Source organism: Pseudonocardia lacus, assembly GCF_018531445.1.
Lineage (GTDB): Bacteria > Actinomycetota > Actinomycetes > Mycobacteriales > Pseudonocardiaceae > Pseudonocardia > Pseudonocardia lacus.
The window spans coordinates 16,093-34,897 of record NZ_JAHDTH010000017.1 but is presented as its reverse complement, the minus strand read 5'-3'; the positions used below and the strand labels follow the sequence as shown (position 1 = coordinate 34,897).

Genomic DNA, 18,805 nt, shown 5'->3' with positions numbered 1-18,805 from the left:
CATCGACGTGCCTCATCCCTCCGTGCGCCGCGGTGCGCTGGGTGCCGTGACCGCGGTCACCATGAGTGTGACAGCGGTGCTGGCGGCCTCACCGGCGGCGGCAGCCGTCCCGGACGAGCCCTTCACCCTGACGATCCTGCACAACAACGACGGCGAGTCGCAGCTGCTCGGCGCGCCGGCCGACCCGAACTTCGGCGGCATCGCCCGGTTCGTCGCGCTGGCCAGGTCGCTGCAGGCCGCCGCCACCGCCGCCCCGAACAGCGGTGTGGTCACCCTGTCCTCCGGCGACAACTACCTGGCCGGCCCCCAGTTCGCGGCCAGCCAGGCCAAGGGCGTGCCCTTCTACGACTCGATCGGCCTGGACGCCGTCGGCTACGACGCGCTGGCCATCGGCAACCACGAGTTCGACTTCGGCCCCGACACCCTGGCCGACTTCATCTCCGGCTTCGACTCCGGCGTGCCGTTCCTGTCCAGCAACCTCGACGTGTCGGCCGAGCCGCGGCTCGCGGAGCTGGCCGAGGAGGGCCGCATCGCGCCCAGCACCGTCGTCGAGGAGGCCGGGCAGCGCATCGGCATCGTCGGGGCCACCACCCCGGCGCTCGCCTCGATCTCCAGCCCGCGTGACGTCGTCGTCGGGCAGGACGTGCTCGGCTCCGTGCAGAAGGCCGTCGACGAGCTCACCGCCGACGGCGTCGACAAGGTCGTGCTGATCTCGCACCTGCAGAGCGTCGGCGAGGACCGCCAGCTCATCGCGCAGCTGCGCGACGTCGACGTGGCCATCGCCGGCGGCGGCGACGAGCTGCTGGCCAACCCGGGCAACCCGCTGGTCCCCGGCGACGCCGTGTCGGTCGACCCGACCACCGGCCAGCCGTTCGGCTACCCGATCCAGGTGGCCGATTCGACCGGGCGCACCGTCCCGGTGGTGACCACCGCGGGCGACTACAAGTACATCGGCCGGCTCACCGTCACCTTCGACGGCGACGGCGCCGTGACCGCCGTCGACCCGGGCTCCGGCCCGGTGCGCGTCTCCGGCGTCGAGGCCGACGCCGTCGCCCCCGACCCGGCCGTGCAGGCCGACGTCGTCGACCCCGTCACCGCGTTCAACGCCGACCTGGCCGCCACCGTCCTCGCGCAGAGCGAGGTCGCACTGGAGGGCCGCCGCGAGCCGGGCGTGCGCACCCAGGAGACCAACCTCGGCAACCTCCTCGCCGACGCGCTCCTCGACGCAGGCCAGGACGGCGCCGAGGAGTTCGGCGTCACCCCGCCCCAGGTGGCGCTGCAGAACGGCGGCGGAATCCGGAACAACTCGCTGATCCCGGCGGGCCCGGTCACCGAGCTCGACACCTTCTCCGTCGCGCCGTTCGCCAACTTCGTGGCCGTGGTGCCGGACGTGCCGCGCGCGCAGTTCAAGGAGCTGCTGGAGAACGCCGTCTCGCAGATCCCGGTGGCCGACGGCCGGTTCGCCCAGGTCGCCGGGTTCCGGTTCACCTACGACCCGGCCGGCGCCGCCCAGGTGACCGCCGAGGACGGCACGGTGACCACCCCCGGCACCCGGGTGACCGAGGTCGTCCTGGACGACGGCACCCCGATCGTCACCGCGGGCGCGGTCGTCGAGGGCCCGGGCGTCTCCGTCGCCACCAACGACTTCTCCGCCCGCGGCGGCGACGTCTACCCGTTCCGCGGCCTGCCCTTCACCTCGGTCGGGGTGAGCTACCAGCAGGCACTGGCCGCCTACATCGCCGACGACCTCGCCGGCGCCATCACCGCCGCCGCCTACCCGGAAGCCGGCTCCGGCCGCATCACCGCCGCCGGCTGACCCCGCGCCCGGAGTTCAGGAAAGCCACGATGCTGCCCTCTGCGGGCAGCATCGTGGCTTTCCTGAACTCGGGTGACCGCGCGAGTCGGGCCGGCGGCGGCTAGAGGTACTGGCCGGTGCCGCGGCCGGGGATCTCCGGGCCCGGCTGCGGCGTCGCCCCCGGCGGCAGCCCGCGCCGCATCTGCTCCAGCTGCGCCCGCGCCGCCATCTGCTGGGCGAACAGCGCGGTCTGGATGCCGTGGAACAGGCCCTCCAGCCAGCCGACCAGTTGGGCCTGGGCGATCCGCAGCTCGGCGTCGGAGGGGATGGTGTCGTTGGTGAACGGCAGGCTGAGCCGCTCCAGCTCCTCGCGCAGCTCGGGGGCCAGGCCGTCCTCGAGCTCCTTGATGGAGTTCTCGTGGATCTCCTTGAGTCGCGCGCGGGAGGCCTCGTCGAGCGGGGCCGCCCGGACCTCCTCCAGCAGCTGCTTGATCATCGTGCCGATCCGCATGACCTTGGCGGGTTGCTCGACCATCGTCCCGACGCCCTCCTCGCCGTCGTTGTCCTCGCCCGACTGCGGCACCTGGGCCATGCCCACCGGCCGCCCGTCCGGCCCGACCACCAGCACCTGGTGCTGCTGCTCGCCGTTGTCGGCCGGGCCACCTGCGGTGCTCTGTTCCGGTCCCATGCTCTCCACGTTCCCCGATCGGCCCGCCCGTACAGCGGTGCTCCGTCGCGATCTCGGACTCGACCCGCGTCTGGCCGTCCACCGTAGCGGGATCGGCCGGACCGGGTCGCGGTTACCTGACCAGCAGAAGTTTGCCCACGACGCCGCCGGCGTCGAGCATGGCGTGGGCCTTGCCGGCCTCGGCAAGCGGCACGCTGGCGTGCACCACCGGTCGCACGAGCCCGTCGGCGATCAGCGGCCAGACCTGCTCGCGGGTGCCGGCGACGACCGCGGCCTTGCCGTTCGGCCCGTCCAGGGGACGCCCGCGCAGGCCCATCGCGGTGACGCTGGCCCGCTTGGCCAGCAGGGCCCCCAGGTTCAGCTCGGCCTTCGCGCCGCCCTGCATCCCGATGACCATCAGCCGGCCGTCCGGGGCCAGCGCGTCGACGTTGGCGGCCAGGGCCTTGGCGCCCATGTTGTCGAGGATGACGTCGGCGCCCCGGCCGTCGGTCTCCTCCTTCAGCCGGGCGGTGACGTCGTCGTGGTAGTCGATGACGATGTCGGCGCCCAGGTCGCGGCAGCGCTGCATCCGCTCGGGGTTGCCGGCCGTCGCGGCGACCCTGGCCCCGAGGGCCTTCGCGACCTGGATGGCGTGCGTGCCGATGCCGCTGGTGCCGCCGTGTACGAGGAACGTCTCGCCCGCGGCGAGGCGGGCCTGGCGCACCACGTTCGACCAGACCGTGCACGCCACCTCGGGCAGGCTCCCGGCGGTGACGACGTCGACCCCGTCGGGGACGGGCAGCAGCTGCCCGGCCGGCACCACGGCCTTCTCCGCGTAGCCGCCGCCGGCGAGCAGCGCGCACACCTCCTGGCCGACGGTCCAGCCGGTGACGCCCTCGCCGAGCGCCTCGATCCGCCCGGAGCACTCCAGGCCGATCGTCGACGACGTCCCGGGCGGCGGCGGGTAGTTGCCCTGGCGCTGCAGCAGGTCGGCGCGGTTGACCGCGCTGGCCGCCACGTCGACGAGCACCTCGCCCGGCCCGGGCTCCGGGTCGGGCACCTCCGTCCACTCCAGGACCTCGGGTCCGCCCGGTTCCCGCGCAGTGATCGCATGCATGCCCCGACGCTAGTCGCCGCCGGGTCCGCCCGCCGCGATCGCCGCGGGCGGTGAAATGCTGAAACGCGCTAAAGGCGGGCTGAAGCGGAGGGCGCTACTGATAGGGTCGGTGCCAGGATCTCCAGGGGGGTGGTCCGTCATGATGACGGGGACGGTCGTCTTCCTCGTCATCGGTGCGATCGGCGTCGTCATTCTCGCCCTCGGTCTGCTCGGCGGCCAGCTCGGCGGAATCGTCAGCGCCGAGTTCGACGCCACCGTCTCCACGGAAGCGGTCGCCGGTTTCATCGGCGTGTTCGGGTTCGGCGCCGCGGTCACCAGCGTCCTGATCGGAGCGGACAGCCCGGGCGCGCTGGCGGTGTCGGGCGGTGTCGGGCTGGTGGCCGCGCTCCCGGCGACGTTCCTGATCGCCCGGTTGGCCCGCGCCGCCCGCGACATGGCCACCGACGACACCCCGCAGCGCTCCGACCTGATCGGCACCAACGGCGTCGTGATCAGCCCGATCCCGGCCGGCGGGTACGGCGAGGTGCGGGTGCACCTCGGCGGCCACCGCCTCAAGCTCAACGCCCGCGCGGACGCGCCGATGGCCATCGGCACGCCGGTCCTCGTCATCGAGGCGCCGAGCGACACCAGCGTCGTCGTCATCGACGCGCCGGGCGCGCATTTCCCGGTCACCGGATCGCACCCGTGACCGGCTGAGCCCGAATCCGTCCACGTCGAAGGGGGAAACGACATGGAACTGTTCGTCCCGGTCGGTGGCGCAGTGCTGCTGGTCTTCCTGCTGGTGATGTTCGTGCTGTCGCGGATCAAGGTGGCCCGTTCGAACGAGGCCTTCATCGTCACCGGTCGCAAGGGCCGCTCCACGAAGGGTGCCGACGGCACGACGTCGACGGACCTGTCCGGTCAGAAGGTCGTCATGGGCGCCTCGGTGTTCGTGTTGCCGGTGGTGCAGAAGCTGCAGGTGCTCGACCTGTCCAGCCGGCGCATCCACGTCGAGATCCAGGGCGCGGTCAGCAAGCAGGGCATCCGCACCAACCTGCACGGCGTGGCGATCGTCAAGATCGGCGGGACGGCCGAGGCCATCCGCGCCGCCGCGCAGCGCTTCCTGCACCAGCAGAAGGAGATCGAGGGCTTCACCCGCGAGGTGCTCGCCGGGGCGCTGCGCTCGATCGTCGGTCGGCTCACCGTCGAGGAGATCATCCGCGACCGCGCCGCGTTCGCCTCGGCCGTCGCCGAGGAGGCCGAGCACTCGATGACCAACCAGGGCCTGGTGCTGGACACGTTCCAGCTCCAGGACATCAGTGCCGACGGCAGCTACCTGCACGACCTGGGCCGGGCCGAGGCCGCCCGGGTGGTCAAGGACGCCATGATCGCCGAGGCGAAGGCCCGCCAGGCCGGTGAGAAGGAGCGGCTGCTCGCCGAGGAGGCCATCGCCGAGGCCAACCGGAACCTCTCGCTCAAGCAGGCCTCCATCCAGGCCGAGATCGACGCGGCCAAGGCCCGCTCGGCCGCGGCCGGCCCGCTCGCCCAGGCCGAGCGCGACCAGGCCATCCTCTCCGAGCAGCAGAAGGTGGCCGAGCGCAACGCCGAGCTGAAGGAGCGCCAGCTCACCACCGAGGTCCGCAAGCCGGCCGACGCCGCCCGGTACAAGGTCGAGCAGGAGGCCGAGGCGGCCCGCAACGCCGCCGTCTTCGCCGCCGACGCCCAGCGCCAGGCCACCATCGCCGCCGCGCAGGCGAAGTCGGAGCAGGACCGGCTGCTGGGCGAGGGCGAGCAGCGGCGCCGCACCAGCATCGCCGACGCCGTCGAGCGCGAGGGCGTGGCCGAGGCCGCCGCGATGCTGGCCCGCGGCCAGGCCGACGCCGAGGCCCGCAGGCTCAAGGCCGAGGCGTTCGCCCGCTACGGCGAGGCCGCCGTGCTGGACCTGCTGGTGCAGGTGCTGCCGAAGGTGGTCGAGGCGGCCAGCCGGCCGCTCAGCGAGATCGACAAGATGACCGTCATCTCCACCGACGGCGCCAGCTCGCTCACCAGGTCCGTGGCCAGCAACGTCGCCCAGGGCCTCCAGTTGGGCAGCGACCTGACCGGCGTCGACCTCGCCGGGCTGCTCGGCAAGCTCGGGGCGACCGCGGCCGCCCCGGTCGACGCGAAGCCGGCCAGGTCGGTGTCCAACGGCGGCCCCGTGGAGAGCACCGTCGACTGACCCCGGCCCGGGGTTCGGGAGAGCCGGCATCGTGGCTCCCCCGAACCCCGGATCCGGGCGCAATCCCGGTGGCCGTGGCGGTCGGGGTTGCGGCAGGCTGCCGGGGCATGGACCACCCGGAACCATGGCCCCTGCGCGACCTGGTGCTGCGCACCCCGCGGCTGGAGCTGCGCCCCGACGACGACGAGGGCCTGCGCGAGCTCGTCGGGGTCGCGTACGCGGGGGTGCACGACCCGGCGACCATGCCGTTCCTGGTCGCCTGGACCGACGCCGACCGGCGCTACCTGGGCCGCGGCATGCTGCAGCACTTCTGGGGCGAGCGGGCGCGGCTCGACCCGGCGGCATGGACGCTGAACTTCCTGGTCCGGCACAAGGGCCGGGTGATCGGTGTGCAGGGCCTCACCGGGCGCGACTTCGCCGTCCTGCGCACCGTCGACACCGGCTCCTGGATCGGCCGCGCCCACCAGCGCGACGGCATCGGCACCGAGATGCGCGCCGCGGTGCTCCAGTTCGCCTTCGACCACCTCGGGGCCACCGAGGCGACGTCCGGCGCGTTCACCGACAACACCGCGTCGCTGAGGGTCTCGGAGAAGCTGGGCTACCGGCGCGACGGCGTGAAGCGGCACGTGCGCCGCGACGCGGCGGCGACCGAGGTCCTGCTGCGGCTGGAGCCCGACGGGTTCGTCCGGCCCGACTGGACGCTGCGGGTCGAGGGCCTCGAGGCCTGCCGCGGCCTGCTCGGCGCAGGCTGAGGCCCGCTCAGCCCAGGTCGACCCCGCGGGCGAAGGTGTCGCACCGCGCCGGGTCGCCGGTCTCGTAGCCGGTGGAGTACCACTTCTCCCGCTGCGCGGAGCTGCCGTGGGTGAACTGGCTCTCGTCGACCCGGCCGCCGCCGAGGTTGCTCTGGATGTAGTCGTCGCCGATGCGCTCCGCGGTGTCGATGGCCGCGGCGACGTCCTCCTGGGTGACGTCGGTGATCAGCGGCCGGCCCGTTCGCGTGGGCACCGACGTGGCGTGGTTGGCCCAGACGCCGGCGTAGCAGTCGGCCTGCAGCTCCAGGCGCACCGAGCCGGAGGTCGGGCCGCTCTCGCCGCCCTGCACGCGGGAGGAGGTGCCGAGCAGGTTCTGGATGTGGTGGCCGTACTCGTGGGCGATCACGTACGCCCGCGCGAACGGGCCGCCCTGGGCGCCGAAGCGGGTCTCCAGCTCCTGGAAGAAGGTGAGGTCGATGTAGACCTCGGCGTCGGCGGGGCAGTAGAACGGCCCGACGTCGGAGGTGGCGCCGCCGCAGCCGCCGGTGTTGACGCTGCCGCTGAAGAAGTTGGTGCGCGGCGGGGTGTAGGTCTGGCCCGAGGCGGCGAACGCGTCGGTCCAGTAGCCGTCCAGCGAGTTGACCACGGCCACGACCTCGCAGTCGAGCTGGGTGTTGGCCTGCTCGCCGGTGCGGCACGCCGAGGCCACCGCGGAGGTGTCGGCCTGCTGGCCCTGTTCGAGCCCGCCCAGCCCGGGGATGCCGCCGGGCACGCTGAACCCGCCGCCGCCTCCGCCGAGCTGCGCGATCACGAAGTAGATGATCAGCCCGACGATGCCGAGGCCACCGCCGCCGAGCGCGACCCGACCACCGACGCCCCCGCCCCCGCTGCCCCGCAGGTCGTCGATGCTCGACGTGTTCAGGTCAGCGCCCTCGTCGAACCGCATGCTGCCTCCCTCGCTCGGCGAGATCCCACCACACCGGACCCCGGTCGGCCCGCTCCGCCACGGTCACGACGAGTTCACCTTTCCCTGCCGGGGTGGTTTCCATGCCGCGCCGACGCCGTACCGCCACCTAACGTGGGCGGATCGGCGGATGCCGCGGCGAGTTCCCCGAACGAGCCCCACGTGTCGGTGCCGACTGGGAGCATGGGTGCGTGCCCGACGAGGACGAGGTCAACAGCAGGCTGCGCAAGCTCGCCGTCGACCATGCCGAGACGCGCTGGCTGGCGCTGCGGCTGGACGACGACGTCAAGGGGATCCGCACGGACATCCGCGACATCAAGGCCACCCAGGCCGAACACACGGCCATCCTGGGCGGACACACGGCCATCCTGGGCGAACACTCAGCGGTCCTGGCCGGACACACCGCGGTCTTGGCCGAACACTCCGCGGTCCTGGGCGAACACTCCGCGGTCTTGGCCGAACACTCCGCCATCCTGGCCGAACACTCCGCCAAGCACTCCGAGCACACGGCGCGGTTCGATTCGCTCGACAGCCAGATGCGCTCGTTGACCCAGCTCGTCGGGCAGGTCCTGGAGCGACTGCCCGAGCAGCCGGACGACGCCTCCTGACCCACGGCGAGTAGGCGCCGCCCGCCGGATGGTCCGTACCCCACCGGGAGGCGGAGAGGTACGGTGCACGGCGGAAGCGTGGCAGAGCGGCCGAATGCACTCGCCTTGAAAGCGAGAGTCCCGAAAGGGTCCGGGGGTTCGAATCCCTCCGCTTCCGCTCGCTGACCAGCAGTTATCCAGCGATCGGCTGGTAGTCGGCACATCGGGGTTGCCGGCCGGGTCTCGGTTCGGGTCTCAGTGGGCCGACGATCCAGTGGCAGGGTGCGCGTGGGCACCGGTCAACGGCGGCGCCTGCGGGGCGGCGGAGGCCCGGCGGCCCCGACCACCGCCATGATGGCCATCAGCAGGGCAAAACCTCCGAGGTAGCCCGCCAGGTAGAGCACGTTGCCGATCGTCAGCCCGGTGAAGCCTCCACCGAGCGCGAACCCCAGCACGATGATGAGCAACCCGAGAGCCGCCCACCACCACGAGGATCGATCTTTGTCCGCGGACTGGTCACCGACGATGACGGCCAGGACGAGGACCAGGGCGCCGATCACGCCCAGCGCGAGGGCCAGTGGTTTCAGGCCGGGAGCCACGTCCCCTGCCGCGGCTTCGGCGAGGACACTCGACTCTCCGACGCTCAGCAATGCCACCATGCGGGCACCTACCGGGGCTGTCGGGACGGACGCAGCGTTTGCGGGACAACTTTCCTGACAACAACCTGGCGAATGGCTGCGGCCGAGTCAATCGGCCAGTGGGATGGGGTGTCACCCGGCGCAGTCCAGATGTAAGCAGAGCCGTTTCGTGGGCGAAAACCCCAGGTCAAGCTATGTAGGCAAGGCCGATTACCGATAGCTAGTCGCCCTGCCGGTCCTCTTCCCGCTTCCGGAGCTGCTCCCGGACGTCCTCTTCGATCCAGCGGGCCTGACCGCCAGCGGTGACGAACGCAGGCGTGACCCACTTCCGCCGACGCCAGTCCTGGATGGTCCGAGGCGCCACACCCAGCCGACGGGACAGCTCGCCCGTGGTCAGGTAGCGCTCCATCTGATCAACGTAAGTGCTGGTCCTGCGCTCAGGGGTGTTGTTCGCGCCCTACGTACCTAACCGCGTGAACTGCTAGTCTCTCGTTGTCTGCGGAGTCTGCGTAGATGTCCGATTTGGGAGGGCAGCGTGGAGGTCCAGCACCGCACAGTCAGGACGTGCCGATGCACCAAGCGGATCTGGTGGCACGCGGGCAAGGGGGAGTGGCTGCACGCCGAGACGAACGACCCGAAGTGCAACCCGTTCCTCGCGGCGTCGGTGACGGCCAGGCCGAAGGCGGAGCAGTGACGGTCAGGTGGGCGGACGCGGTGATCGTGCTGTCCGAGTGTGGGGACCTGCCTCGGCGGATGCTGGAGACCCACATCCCGGTTCGGGAGGCCGGCGGCCTGTACTGCGAGTCCTGCACGGCTGACGAGCGTGTGCCGTGGCCGTGTCGGGTCCGCAGCCTGGCCCTGGACGCGTTCGTGTTGCAGCGGGAGATCCCGTCAGGGGCTGTGGTGGTCGAAGGTAGAGACGACTCGGCGCTGTAAGCCTCCACACCGATCTCGGGGGTCATCCGATGATTCGCCTGCTCGACACGGTGCGGCTCACGACCGACCGTTATGCCACCGACGGCGCCCGGCGCGGCGACATCGGCTGCGTGGTCGAGATCTACGACGACGGGGCCTTCGAAATCGAGTTCTCGGACGACGACGGCGTCGCGCCGGCGCTGTTCGCCGCGCAGCCCGACGAGGTCGAGCCGGCACCCCAGTAGGCGCTAGCCTGCGGCCATGTCCCTGGCGATGACGCCCGCCGAGCGCGAGGCCTTCCTCGCCGAAGTGCACGTCGCGGTCGTGACCGTGGCCGACGACGGCGGTCGGGGTCCCCTGGCCGTCCCGCTCTGGTACGACTACCGGCCCGGCGGCGAGATCGTGCTGGTGACCGACCGCGACAGCCGCAAGGTGCGGTTGGTCCGCGAGGCGGGCCGGGTCACCGTCTGCGTGCAGACGCAGGGGATGCCTTACCGGTACGCCTCCGTCGAGGGTCCGGTCACCGCGGTCGAGGACGCCGTCTCCGTCGAGCAGCGCCGCGAGCTCGCTCGCCGCTACCTGGGCGACGAGGGCGCCGAGGGCTACATCGCGGCCACCCGGGACGCCACCGATCGCATGTGCGCGATCCGCATCCGTCCCGAGCACTGGCTCACCCGCGATTACACGAAGGCCGGGACGTAGTGCGGTGGCCACGACCGTTCACCGGTCGTCGCTCGCCGGCCCGGCGCGGCGGGGTCGACGCCGTCTTCGCAGGGTCCCTGTAGTCCTCGCAGGTGCTGTGCACTCTGCGCCGACCACACCGCCCCTGCGAAGACACGGGGCAGGGTGGGGCCGTGCACCTGAAACCCACCTACCCGGTCGAGACCGCGCGCCTCGAGCTGCGCCCGCTCGCGCACACCGACATCGACGAGCTGCTGACCTACCGCGGTCGCGCGGACGTGTGCCGCTTCCTGCCCTTCGAGCCGATGACCCGCGACGTGCTGCGGGCTCGCATCGACGCCGACCTCGGTCGTCCGTGGATCACGGACGAAGGCCAGTCGTTGACCCTGGGCGTGCGGGTGCGCGACTCGGGTCGGCTCGTCGGCGACGTCGTGCTGTTCTTCCGCAGCCGCGAGGACGCCACCGGGGAGATCGGCTACGTCTTCCACCCCGACGTCGGCGGGCGGGGCTACGCGCGCGAGGCGTGCTCGGCGCTGCTGGACCTGGCGTTCCACCAGCTCGGGCTGCACCGGGTGTTCGCCCGCCTCGACAGCCGCAACGAGGCATCGGCCCGGCTGGCCGCGCGCCTGGGGATGCGGCGGGAGGCGCACTTCGTGCGCAGCGTGTGGGCGAAGGGCGAGTGGGTGGACCAGCTCGTCTTCGCGGTGCTCGCCGAGGAGTGGGCGGGCGCGGTCACCCCCGGTTGAGCCACTTCTCCCGCACTGCGCGCTGGACGTCGATGCCGTGGTGGTGGGCGATGAGCAGCGCGTGGCACAGGACGTCGGCGACCTCGGCGGCGAACCGGGCGTCGAGCTCGGCGCCGGTCAGGCCCTTCGTCCGCGCCTGCCCCTCCCGCATGAGGTGCGCCTGGGTGAGCTCCCCGACCTCCTCGTGCAGCTTGAGCAGGTGCCAGTCGCCGCTGCGGTCGATCCCGAAGCGCTCGGCGTAGCGGGCGGAGACCGCCTCCACGCGCGCCGTGAGCTCATGGAGGTCCACCGGGGGAGGGTCGCACCCCGTGCTCGGCCGCGGCGCGGCGCCGCCGGAGGATGCTCATCACCCCGACGGCGCCGCCCACCCCGACCAGGGCGAGCAGGAGGGGCACGGCGGTCACCCCCCACGGCCACGCGGGCCCCTCCAGCTCCAGCCCGCCGGTCGGGAGTTCGAGGACCTTCGCCGTCCACCGCGCCGTGGCGACGTCGGTGGTGCGGGCGAGGTCGATGATCGCGGCGTCGAACGGGAAGCCCGGCGCCGAGTGCGGGTACTCCGGCTCCGGGGCGCCGGCGGTCGGCGCGATCGGCCGGGCCGCGGCCGCGGCGGCTCCGGGGACGATCAGTCGGTCCAGGTCGGCGGCGGCGCCGGCCACGTCGTCGCGGGGCAGGAACAGCAGGCCGTGGCGGGAACGCACCGGGGCGCCGTCGGCGCTGACCGCGAGCGTGCGGGTGGCCAGCGACTGGCCGCCGTAGGGGTCGAACGCCGCGGCCAGCTCGATCTCGCCGGTGCCCTCGACCAGCGCGACGCCGATCGTCGGCGGGAGCCAGCGCCACCCGGCGTTGACGATCGCCGCCGGGTCGGGGAAGGCGACCTGGGTGGTCACCGGCGGGTCCGCCCGGAAGTGGCGCCACCCGACGGCGGTCGCCGCGTCGTCCGCGGCGGCGGGGCCGAGCAGCCGCTCGACCACGTGCAGGGTGCCGTCGATGCTGGCGAGGATGCCGGCCGTGGTGACGACGTCGCCGTCGTCGACGAACCGCTGCCCGCGCACCCAGTCGACGTCCGGGTAGGCGGACTCGTAGCGGGGGAAGCGCAGCCAGTGCGCGGTGGCCGGGCGGCCGTCGAGCAGGCCGGCCGAGGCGAGCACGCCGGAGCCGTTGCAGACGCCCAGCAGCATCGCGCCGTCGGCGTCCTGGGTGCGCAGCCAGTCGGTGACCGGCGCCGTGCTCGGCTCGCCGACGTCGGGCAGGGCGGGCACGACCACCAGGTCGGCCGCCCCGCCGAGGCGCGCGGCCAGCTCGTCGAAGGTGAGGTCGGGGACGAGGTCGAGGCCGCCGGTCAGCGGCACCGGCGCCCGCCGCGGGGCGACCGTGTAGACGTTGAAGCGGCCGGTCGAGGCGAGGACCTCGTAGGGGGCCAGCACGTCGGAGACGATCGCCCCGCGCTCGCCCACGACGACGACGGCGGTCGGCTTGGCGGGGTCGTGGGCGATGGGCGCGGCGGCCGGGACGGGGCGGTCGGGCCCCGGCTCGTACGGGGCGGCGAACGCCGCGGGCACCGCCACCGCCGCCCCCAGGGCGGGGAGCAGCAGGGCGGCGAGCACCACGGCCAGGACGCGGGCGGTGCGGCGCAGGGTGGTCCGCACGGCTCAGTGCCAGTACTCGGACCGGCGCCACAGCATGGCCACCAGCATCAGCGGGAACATGACCACGTGCCCGGCGACCATGAGCGCCGCCCCGGACAGGCCGCCCAGGTAGTAGGGCACCAGCAGGGCCAGGAACGGCAGGTACATGACCGCGCACATCTCCACGATCGGCGCCCACCGGTGCCGGCGCACCGCCATCCACGCCGCCATCGCGACGGTCATGTTCGTGGCCATCACGACGGCGTGCACGTCCTCGCGGGCCACCCAGTCGGCCGGCCACAGCGGCGCGAGCAGCACCATCCCGATGATCATCGCGGCGACCATCTCGACGTAGTGCCCGACGAAGCGCAGGAGCTTGCGGTGGGTGGGGCGGGTCGCGTGTGCGGCGGTGTCGGCGAGTGTCATGGGGGCTGCCCTCCGGTGGGTGCGTCGTCCACCGAAGGGTCGTCGGCGAGGGCGCTCCGGCCATGTGCCGGAGGTCATGGCCCCCGGTCACCTCGTGGCGTGACCGCCGCGCTCAGAGCAGGTCGAGGGCGCGGGCGCGCAGGGCGGCCTGGGTGCGGTCGCGGGCGCCGAGCTTGGACAGCACGTTGGTCACGTGGTTCTTCACCGTGCCCTCGGCGAGGAACAGCTCCCCGGCGATCTCCCGGTTGCTGCGCCCGTCGGCCAGCAGCCGCAGCACCTCCAGCTCCCGCTCCGACAGCGGCACGACCAGCGGCTGCGGGCGCGGGACCGGCTCGGGATCGGGCAGCTGGGCGAAGCGGGCCACCACCTTCGCCGCGACCGACGGCTGCAGCACCGACTCGCCGCGCGCCGCGGCCAGCACGGCCTCGACCAGCCGCGCCGACGACACGTCCTTGAGCAGGTAGCCGACCGCCCCGGCGCGCAGCGCGGCGAAGACGTCCTCGTCGTCGTCGAAGGTGGTCAGCGCGATCACCCGCACGTCGGGCTGCTCGACGCGCAGCCGCCGGGTGGCGCCGACGCCGTCGAGCACCGGCATGCGCAGGTCCATCAGCACGACGTCGGGGGCGAGCTCGGCGGCCCGGCGCAGCGCTTCGTCGCCGTCGCCCGCCTCGCCGACCACCTCGATCTGCCCGCCGGCGGCGAGCAGCGTGGCCAGCGCCTCGCGGAACAGCGCCTGGTCGTCGACCAGCAGCACCCGCACGGGCCGGGTCACCCGGGCACCTCCATCGTCAGCGTGCAGCCCTCGTCGGGCGCGGCGTCCAGGGTGAGGCGCCCGCCCAGCTGCGCCGCCCGCTCCCGCAGCCCGACCAGCCCGAAGCCCTCGACCGGGCCCGTCGCCGCGCCGACGCCGTCGTCGTGGACCTCGACCCGCACGACGTCGTCGGCGAACTCCAGGACGAGCCCGGCGCGGGTCGCCCGGGAATGCTTCCGGACGTTCGTCAGCCCCTCCTGGGCGGCCCGGTAGAGGGCCTCGCGGGCCTCGTCGGGCAGGGGGCGTTCGTCCCCGGAGACCGTGAGCCCGGTGGGGACGCCGGCCGCGGCGGTCTCCTCGGCCAGCGCCCGCAGCGCCTCGGGCAGCGGCGGCGTGCTGCGGGGCTCGCGCAGGGCGCTGACCGAGCGGCGCACGTCGGCGAGCGCGGTCTCGGCCTGCTCCTGGGCCTTGGCCAGCACGTCGTCGGCCTTGCCCGGGTCGGTGGGCAGCACCGCGCGGGCCGCCTTGACCTGCATCTGGACCACGGTCAGCGAGTGCCCGAGGCCGTCGTGGATGTCGCGGGCCACCCGGTTGCGCTCCTGGGCGGTGGCCAGCCGCTCGGCCTGGGCGGCGTAGTCGCGCAGCCGCTCGTGCGTCTGCGCCAGCTCGCGGCGGGTCTGCTGCTCGCGCAGCAGCAACTCGGTGATGACCGCGCCGAACAGCACCGACATCAGCGTGCCCAGCCCTTCGCGCGGCAGGGTGTGCACCGGCATGCCGAGGTGCACGAACGGGGTCGTGGCGATGACCACCGCGGTGACCGGGACGGGCAGCCGCAGCACGACGCACTGGCTGACCAGCAGCACCAGCAGCAGCGTCGACCCGACGCCCGCGTCGTAGGTGAACGTCACGAACGCCAGCGGGAGCTGGACCGCGACGTAGGCCAGCGACCATGCGATGTGCCCGCGCCGCTGCACGCGGTCGAACAGCAGCAGGCTGATCGCGGCGAAGACGGCGCCGTAGGCGATCGCCGGGACGCGTTCGGGATCGCCCAGGCAGCCCACCACGATCGTGAGGTAGGCGCCGGCGGTCAGCGCCGCGAGGGCCCGCTGCACGGGGACAACTCTGGGTGCTGCGCGGCGCTCCGGTCAAACGGCGTCCCCGCCGGCGCGCCGGCGGGCGCGGTGGTTGGCCACGTTGACGCGGTTGCCGCAGACGTCGGGCTCGCAGTAGCGGCGGCGCCCGGCCCGGCTGGTGTCGACGAACGCCCCGGCGCAGGTCGGGGCGGCGCACCGACGGAACCGGTCGGGTCCGAGGGTGCGCAGCACGCCGAGCATGCCGGTTCCGGTCAGCAGGGCCAGCTCGTCGGCGATCCCGGCGCCCGGGCGGCTGCGCGCCGACCACTGCCAGCGTCCGTCGTGCCGGACCAGGGCGGGTCCGGTGCCGCAGCGCGCGACCAGCTCGTTCGCGCCGTCGGCGACGGTCGCGGGGTCGTCCACGAGGGAGCGCAGCACCGTCCGGAGCGCCTGCACAGCGGTGACGTCGCGGTCGGTCGGCGGGGTGGGCGGTGCCAGGTCGTGCGCGGCGAGGAAGCGCGCGAGCGCGTCGGGGTCGGCGATCAGGTCGCCGGTGCTGACCATCACCTCGGGCGCGGTGTTGACCAGATCGGTGGCGACGCGCGCCCCGGAGGCGTGGTCGTCGAGTCGGACCAGCACGATCGACTCCGATCTGTAAGGCTTGCAGCTCAGTTTAAGCCTTTCAGGCGGGGGAAGTCCACCGCCATGACCACCGCACAGCGGACGGACCGGCCACTGCGCCCGCTCACGGTCCTGCTCGGCCTGCTGGCGCTCGCCCTGAACCTGCGCGCGGCGCTGGCCGGCTACCCGCCCCTGCTGGAGACCGCCCGCGCCGACCTGGGGGTCAGTTCGGCCACGGCCGGCCTGGCGCAGACCGGGTCCGTGCTCATGATGGCGGCGGGCTCGCTGGCCGGCGCCGCCGTCGGCGACCGCGTCGGCCGGGAACGGGCGCTGGCCGGCGCCGTCGCCCTGGTCGCGGCCGGCAGCCTGGTGCGCGGCGTGCCGCGGCTGCCCGCCCTGGTCGCCGGCAGCCTGCTGGTCGGGTTCGGCATCGGCGTCGCGGGCGTGCTGCTGGCCGGGGTGGTCAAGCAGCGCCTCGCGGCCCGGGCCGGCGCGGTGACCGGCGGCTACGTCGTGGCCATGATGGTCGGTTCGACGGCCGCAGGCGCCGCGGCCGTGCCGGTGGCCGTGTGGTCGGGCGGCTGGTCGTTCTCGCTCGCGGTCTGGGCGGTGCCGGCCCTGCTGGCCGTGGCGGCCTGGATGCCCGTCGCCCGCCGCGCCGGCCCGGGAGAGCGCGCGGCGCGCACCCGGCTCCCGTGGCGCGACCCGTTCGCCCGGCTCGCCGCCGCCTACCTCGCCGGCTCGTCGCTGCTGGTCTACGGCTGGCTGACCTGGCTGTCGCCGTACTACGAGAGCCGGGGCTGGTCGCCGGCGGCGGCCGGGCTGCTGGTGGCCGTGTGGAGCATCGCCCACATCCCCTCGGCGCTGGCCGTGCCCGCGCTGGCCGAGCGGCGCAGGCGCTGGCGGTTCTGGGCCGGCGCCACCCTCGCCACGACCACCGTCGGGACCCTCGGCGTGCTGCTGCTCCCGGAACCACCGGTCGTCGGGCCGTGGCCGTGGGTCGTGCTGATCGGGTTGGGCGCCGGCGCCGGCTTCCCGCTGGGCCTGGCCGTCATCGCGTGGCGGACGCCGGACGGCGCGGCCAGCGCCGCGGTCAGCGGGGTGGCGATGGGCGTCGGCTACACCGTCGCCGGTGTCGGGCCGCTGCTGATGGGCGCGCTCATCGACCTGACCGGCGGCTTCGGGGCCGCCGTCGGCGTGCTGCTGGCGGCGGCCGCGCTGCAGGCAGTGGCCGTCCACCGGATCGGCGACGAGGACGCCGGGATCAGCGGTGCTCGTCCTCGGTGAGCGGGACGACCCAGGCGCGGCGCTCGGCGATCCGGCCGTCGCGGATCACGAAGACCTCCGCCATCGACATCCGCACCGGCTCGCCGGACGCCTGCGGCGCCGACCCGCGCAGCTCGGCCATCACGGTGTCGCCCTCCTCGACCATCCGCACGACCTCCAGCGTCGGCGGGCCGACCCACCCCGGCCCCTCGATGGCCTCGTCGTAGGCCCGCTTGCCGGTGAGGTGGAAGTGCCCGAAGACCGTCCACCCGATGTCCTCGGTGAGGCAGGACAGGATCTTCTCGTGGTCGTTGGCGCGGAAGCCGTCGAGGTAGGTCTGCACGAGCCGCTTGTTGGGGGAGTCGCTCATCGGGTCCTCTCCTGGCGTCCACCCCGGGCGCCTCACGGGGAGGTCGGAGCGGCCGGGCCGTCCCCGACGTCCAATTGCGTGGCGCCGGTCACGTCGCGCGGTCGATGATCCGGCCCGTGACCGCCCGCATCTCGCACACGTCCTTCGACGCCCGCGACTCCTACTCGCAGTCCGTGTTCTGGGGCCGGGTGCTCGGCTTCACCGAGGACCCCGACGACCCGAACCTGCCCGGCCACGAGGAGTGCATGATCTTCTCGGCGGACCGCGGCCAGCGGATCCTGTTCATCGAGGTCCCCGACGCCAAGCAGGTCAAGAACCGGGTGCACCTCGACCTCGTCCCGGTCGAGGGCACCCGCGACGAGGAGCTGGCCCGGCTGCTGGAGCTGGGCGCCACCGTCGTCGACGACCGCCGTCGACCGGACGGCGGCTGGGTCGTGCTGGCCGATCCGGAGGGCAACGAGTTCTGCATCCTGCGCTCGGAGGCCGAGCGCAACGCCGCCTGACCGTCGAGAACGAAGTTGTCGCGATTGTGGACCGGTCCACACGACAGCAACGTCGTTCTCGACGGGATGACGGTTTGCCAGAGCGGCAACGGAACTTGTCAACGCGCGACGTGTGGGCGCACTGTCGTGGCATGACGACGACACAGCGGTACGACGTGGTGGTGATCGGTGGCGGGCCGGCCGGGCTGGCCGGGGCGGTGGCGCTGGCCCGCTCGCGCAGATCGGTCCTGGTGGTCGACGACGGCACCCCGCGCAACGCCCCCGCCGACGGCGTGCACAACTACCTCGGCCGGGAAGGCACCCCGCCCGGCGAGCTGCTGGCCATCGGCCGGGCCGAGCTGGCGTCCTACGGCGGCGCCCTGCGGCAGGCCCGGGTCGACGCCGCCGAGGCGCTGCCCGACGGCGGCTTCCGGGTCGCGCTCGACGGCGGCGACCAGGTCGACGCGCGCCGGCTGCTCGTCACGACCGGCCTGACCGACGAACTCCCCGACGTGCCGGGGCTGGCGCAGCGGTGGGGCCGCGACGTCCTGCACTGCCCGTACTGCCACGGCTGGGAGGTGCGCGACCGGGCCATCGGCGTGCTCGCCTGCGGGCCGATGGCCGTGCACCAGACGTCGCTGATGCGCCAGCTGAGCGAGGACGTCACCGTGTTCCTGCACCAGCAGCCCCCGCTCGCCGACGACCAGGCCGAGGAGCTGGCGGCCCGCGGCGTCCGGGTGGTCGAGGGCGAGGTCGCCGGCCTGGAGGTGGTCGACGACCGGCTGACCGGCGTGCGGCTCGGCTCCGGGGAGGTCGTCGCAGTCGAGGCGCTGGCCGTGCAGCCGCGGTTCGTCGCGCGCGGCGGGGTCGCCGAGTCGCTCGGCCTGGCCACCACCGACCTGCTGTTCGGCGAGCACTCCATCGGCAGCCGGGTCGAGGCCGACCCGACCGGCGCCACCGCGGTGCCCGGCGTCTACGTCGCCGGCAACGTCACCGACCCGATGGCGCAGGTCGTGGCGAGCGCGGCGGCCGGGATGCGGGCCGGTTCGGTGATCAACGCCGACCTGGTCGCCGAGGAGACCCGGTCGGCCGTGGCCGCGCACCGCGAGCGGAGCGCCGCCCGCGTCTGAGC

General features: G+C 73.7%; 24 protein-coding genes and 1 tRNA gene. 13 read left to right on the top strand and 12 right to left on the bottom strand.

The window, feature by feature from the left end; all coding sequences use genetic code 11:
- Positions 1-61 precede the first annotated feature (61 nt).
- Positions 62-1,816 (top strand): bifunctional metallophosphatase/5'-nucleotidase, encoded by a 1,755-nt coding sequence (locus KIK08_RS06265; RefSeq protein WP_214402040.1) that lies wholly within the window; start codon positions 62-64, stop codon positions 1,814-1,816.
- Between the two features lie 100 nt (positions 1,817-1,916).
- On the opposite strand, the gene KIK08_RS06260 is transcribed toward KIK08_RS06265, so the two are convergent.
- Both KIK08_RS06260 and KIK08_RS06255 read right to left on the bottom strand, forming a co-directional pair.
- Positions 1,917-2,483, bottom strand: a complete 567-nt coding sequence (locus KIK08_RS06260; RefSeq protein WP_305849568.1) for a bacterial proteasome activator family protein — start codon at positions 2,481-2,483, stop codon at positions 1,917-1,919.
- Between the two features lie 112 nt (positions 2,484-2,595).
- Entirely contained in the window at positions 2,596-3,579 is a 984-nt protein-coding gene (locus KIK08_RS06255) for an NAD(P)H-quinone oxidoreductase (RefSeq protein ID WP_214402039.1), read from the bottom strand.
- 139 nt (positions 3,580-3,718) lie between these two features.
- Here KIK08_RS06255 and KIK08_RS06250 point away from each other — a divergent pair, with 139 nt between their 5' ends.
- From KIK08_RS06250 to KIK08_RS06240, 3 genes are all read left to right on the top strand, one after another.
- Complete coding sequence (locus tag KIK08_RS06250; RefSeq protein WP_214402038.1) at positions 3,719-4,267, top strand: NfeD C-terminal domain-containing protein; 549 nt, start codon at positions 3,719-3,721, stop codon at positions 4,265-4,267.
- Positions 4,268-4,309: 42 nt separating this feature from the next.
- Positions 4,310-5,776: a flotillin family protein gene (locus KIK08_RS06245; RefSeq protein ID WP_214402037.1), complete on the top strand. Its 1,467-nt coding sequence runs from the start codon at positions 4,310-4,312 to the stop codon at positions 5,774-5,776.
- A gap of 107 nt (positions 5,777-5,883) precedes the next feature.
- Complete coding sequence (locus tag KIK08_RS06240) at positions 5,884-6,528, top strand: GNAT family N-acetyltransferase (protein ID WP_214402036.1); 645 nt, start codon at positions 5,884-5,886, stop codon at positions 6,526-6,528.
- A 7-nt stretch (positions 6,529-6,535) separates the two neighbouring features.
- Here KIK08_RS06240 and ypfJ read toward each other — a convergent pair whose 3' ends face one another.
- Positions 6,536-7,474: a KPN_02809 family neutral zinc metallopeptidase gene (gene ypfJ, locus KIK08_RS06235; protein ID WP_214402035.1), complete on the bottom strand. Its 939-nt coding sequence runs from the start codon at positions 7,472-7,474 to the stop codon at positions 6,536-6,538.
- Between the two features lie 209 nt (positions 7,475-7,683).
- On the opposite strand from ypfJ, the gene KIK08_RS06230 reads away from it, so the two are divergent.
- The gene (locus KIK08_RS06230) at positions 7,684-8,100 is read left to right on the top strand and encodes a hypothetical protein (RefSeq protein ID WP_214402034.1); all 417 of its coding nucleotides are present in this window, start codon (positions 7,684-7,686) and stop codon (positions 8,098-8,100) included.
- Between the two features lie 72 nt (positions 8,101-8,172).
- Positions 8,173-8,257 (top strand) — tRNA-Ser (locus KIK08_RS06225).
- 121 nt (positions 8,258-8,378) lie between these two features.
- On the opposite strand, the gene KIK08_RS06220 is transcribed toward KIK08_RS06225, so the two are convergent.
- Together KIK08_RS06220 and KIK08_RS06215 are read right to left on the bottom strand one after the other, a co-directional pair.
- The gene (locus KIK08_RS06220) at positions 8,379-8,678 is read right to left on the bottom strand and encodes a hypothetical protein (RefSeq protein ID WP_214402033.1); all 300 of its coding nucleotides are present in this window, start codon (positions 8,676-8,678) and stop codon (positions 8,379-8,381) included.
- A 259-nt stretch (positions 8,679-8,937) separates the two neighbouring features.
- A complete protein-coding gene (locus tag KIK08_RS06215) occupies positions 8,938-9,126 on the bottom strand; it encodes a MerR family transcriptional regulator (protein ID WP_250556413.1) in 189 nt (62 codons plus the stop codon).
- A gap of 126 nt (positions 9,127-9,252) precedes the next feature.
- Here KIK08_RS06215 and KIK08_RS06210 point away from each other — a divergent pair, with 126 nt between their 5' ends.
- The 4 genes from KIK08_RS06210 to KIK08_RS06195 all read left to right on the top strand — a co-directional run bounded on the left by KIK08_RS06210 (position 9,253) and on the right by KIK08_RS06195 (position 11,059).
- Positions 9,253-9,411: a hypothetical protein gene (locus tag KIK08_RS06210; protein ID WP_214402032.1), complete on the top strand. Its 159-nt coding sequence runs from the start codon at positions 9,253-9,255 to the stop codon at positions 9,409-9,411.
- A 271-nt stretch (positions 9,412-9,682) separates the two neighbouring features.
- Positions 9,683-9,877: a DUF4926 domain-containing protein gene (locus tag KIK08_RS06205; protein ID WP_214402031.1), complete on the top strand. Its 195-nt coding sequence runs from the start codon at positions 9,683-9,685 to the stop codon at positions 9,875-9,877.
- 16 nt (positions 9,878-9,893) lie between these two features.
- Positions 9,894-10,334, top strand: a complete 441-nt coding sequence (locus KIK08_RS06200; RefSeq protein WP_214402030.1) for a pyridoxamine 5'-phosphate oxidase family protein — start codon at positions 9,894-9,896, stop codon at positions 10,332-10,334.
- 152 nt (positions 10,335-10,486) lie between these two features.
- Entirely contained in the window at positions 10,487-11,059 is a 573-nt protein-coding gene (locus tag KIK08_RS06195; RefSeq protein WP_214402029.1) for a GNAT family N-acetyltransferase, read from the top strand.
- On the opposite strand, the gene KIK08_RS06190 is transcribed toward KIK08_RS06195, so the two are convergent.
- The 6 genes from KIK08_RS06190 to KIK08_RS06165 form a co-directional block, all read right to left on the bottom strand.
- Positions 11,046-11,348 carry a nucleoside triphosphate pyrophosphohydrolase family protein gene (locus tag KIK08_RS06190; protein WP_214402028.1) on the bottom strand — a complete coding sequence of 101 codons (303 nt, stop codon included), beginning with the start codon at positions 11,346-11,348 and terminating at the stop codon, positions 11,046-11,048. The two genes, KIK08_RS06195 and KIK08_RS06190, sit on opposite strands and share 14 nt — an antisense overlap.
- Complete coding sequence (locus KIK08_RS06185; RefSeq protein ID WP_214402027.1) at positions 11,335-12,705, bottom strand: DJ-1/PfpI family protein; 1,371 nt, start codon at positions 12,703-12,705, stop codon at positions 11,335-11,337. Before KIK08_RS06185 ends, KIK08_RS06190 begins: the two co-directional genes overlap by 14 nt.
- Before the next feature lie 3 nt (positions 12,706-12,708).
- The gene (locus KIK08_RS06180) at positions 12,709-13,110 is read right to left on the bottom strand and encodes a hypothetical protein (protein ID WP_214402026.1); all 402 of its coding nucleotides are present in this window, start codon (positions 13,108-13,110) and stop codon (positions 12,709-12,711) included.
- Between the two features lie 112 nt (positions 13,111-13,222).
- A complete protein-coding gene (locus KIK08_RS06175) occupies positions 13,223-13,882 on the bottom strand; it encodes a response regulator (RefSeq protein WP_214402025.1) in 660 nt (219 codons plus the stop codon).
- Positions 13,879-14,973, bottom strand: a complete 1,095-nt coding sequence (locus KIK08_RS06170; protein WP_214402024.1) for a sensor histidine kinase — start codon at positions 14,971-14,973, stop codon at positions 13,879-13,881. Before KIK08_RS06170 ends, KIK08_RS06175 begins: the two co-directional genes overlap by 4 nt.
- A 33-nt stretch (positions 14,974-15,006) precedes the next feature.
- Positions 15,007-15,573: a CGNR zinc finger domain-containing protein gene (locus KIK08_RS06165; protein WP_214402023.1), complete on the bottom strand. Its 567-nt coding sequence runs from the start codon at positions 15,571-15,573 to the stop codon at positions 15,007-15,009.
- A 66-nt stretch (positions 15,574-15,639) separates the two neighbouring features.
- Here KIK08_RS06165 and KIK08_RS06160 point away from each other — a divergent pair, with 66 nt between their 5' ends.
- Positions 15,640-16,842, top strand: coding sequence for an MFS transporter (locus KIK08_RS06160; RefSeq protein WP_214402022.1), 1,203 nt, complete (start codon positions 15,640-15,642; stop codon positions 16,840-16,842).
- On the opposite strand, the gene KIK08_RS06155 is transcribed toward KIK08_RS06160, so the two are convergent.
- The gene (locus KIK08_RS06155) at positions 16,820-17,191 is read right to left on the bottom strand and encodes a nuclear transport factor 2 family protein (RefSeq protein ID WP_214402021.1); all 372 of its coding nucleotides are present in this window, start codon (positions 17,189-17,191) and stop codon (positions 16,820-16,822) included. The genes KIK08_RS06160 and KIK08_RS06155 overlap by 23 nt on opposite strands.
- 116 nt (positions 17,192-17,307) lie before the next feature.
- Between KIK08_RS06155 and KIK08_RS06150 the strand changes: the two genes are divergently transcribed.
- Together KIK08_RS06150 and KIK08_RS06145 are read left to right on the top strand one after the other, a co-directional pair.
- A complete protein-coding gene (locus KIK08_RS06150) occupies positions 17,308-17,694 on the top strand; it encodes a VOC family protein (protein ID WP_308257440.1) in 387 nt (128 codons plus the stop codon).
- Between the two features lie 131 nt (positions 17,695-17,825).
- Positions 17,826-18,803: an NAD(P)/FAD-dependent oxidoreductase gene (locus tag KIK08_RS06145; protein WP_214402019.1), complete on the top strand. Its 978-nt coding sequence runs from the start codon at positions 17,826-17,828 to the stop codon at positions 18,801-18,803.
- Positions 18,804-18,805 lie beyond the last annotated feature (2 nt).

Bases quoted from the DNA above. Each gene is read 5' to 3' on its own strand.
- KIK08_RS06265 (WP_214402040.1), top strand. From the start codon at position 62: ATGAGTGTGACAGCGGTGCTGGCGGCCTCACCGGCGGCGGCAGCCGTC.
- KIK08_RS06260 (WP_305849568.1), bottom strand. From the start codon at position 2,483: ATGGGACCGGAACAGAGCACCGCAGGTGGCCCGGCCGACAACGGCGAG.
- KIK08_RS06255 (WP_214402039.1), bottom strand. From the start codon at position 3,579: ATGCATGCGATCACTGCGCGGGAACCGGGCGGACCCGAGGTCCTGGAG.
- KIK08_RS06250 (WP_214402038.1), top strand. From the start codon at position 3,719: ATGATGACGGGGACGGTCGTCTTCCTCGTCATCGGTGCGATCGGCGTC.
- KIK08_RS06245 (WP_214402037.1), top strand. From the start codon at position 4,310: ATGGAACTGTTCGTCCCGGTCGGTGGCGCAGTGCTGCTGGTCTTCCTG.
- KIK08_RS06240 (WP_214402036.1), top strand. From the start codon at position 5,884: ATGGACCACCCGGAACCATGGCCCCTGCGCGACCTGGTGCTGCGCACC.
- ypfJ (WP_214402035.1), bottom strand. From the start codon at position 7,474: ATGCGGTTCGACGAGGGCGCTGACCTGAACACGTCGAGCATCGACGAC.
- KIK08_RS06215 (WP_250556413.1), bottom strand. From the start codon at position 9,126: ATGGAGCGCTACCTGACCACGGGCGAGCTGTCCCGTCGGCTGGGTGTG.
- KIK08_RS06205 (WP_214402031.1), top strand. From the start codon at position 9,683: ATGATTCGCCTGCTCGACACGGTGCGGCTCACGACCGACCGTTATGCC.
- KIK08_RS06200 (WP_214402030.1), top strand. From the start codon at position 9,894: ATGTCCCTGGCGATGACGCCCGCCGAGCGCGAGGCCTTCCTCGCCGAA.
- KIK08_RS06180 (WP_214402026.1), bottom strand. From the start codon at position 13,110: ATGACACTCGCCGACACCGCCGCACACGCGACCCGCCCCACCCACCGC.
- KIK08_RS06160 (WP_214402022.1), top strand. From the start codon at position 15,640: ATGACCACCGCACAGCGGACGGACCGGCCACTGCGCCCGCTCACGGTC.
- KIK08_RS06155 (WP_214402021.1), bottom strand. From the start codon at position 17,191: ATGAGCGACTCCCCCAACAAGCGGCTCGTGCAGACCTACCTCGACGGC.
- KIK08_RS06145 (WP_214402019.1), top strand. From the start codon at position 17,826: ATGACGACGACACAGCGGTACGACGTGGTGGTGATCGGTGGCGGGCCG.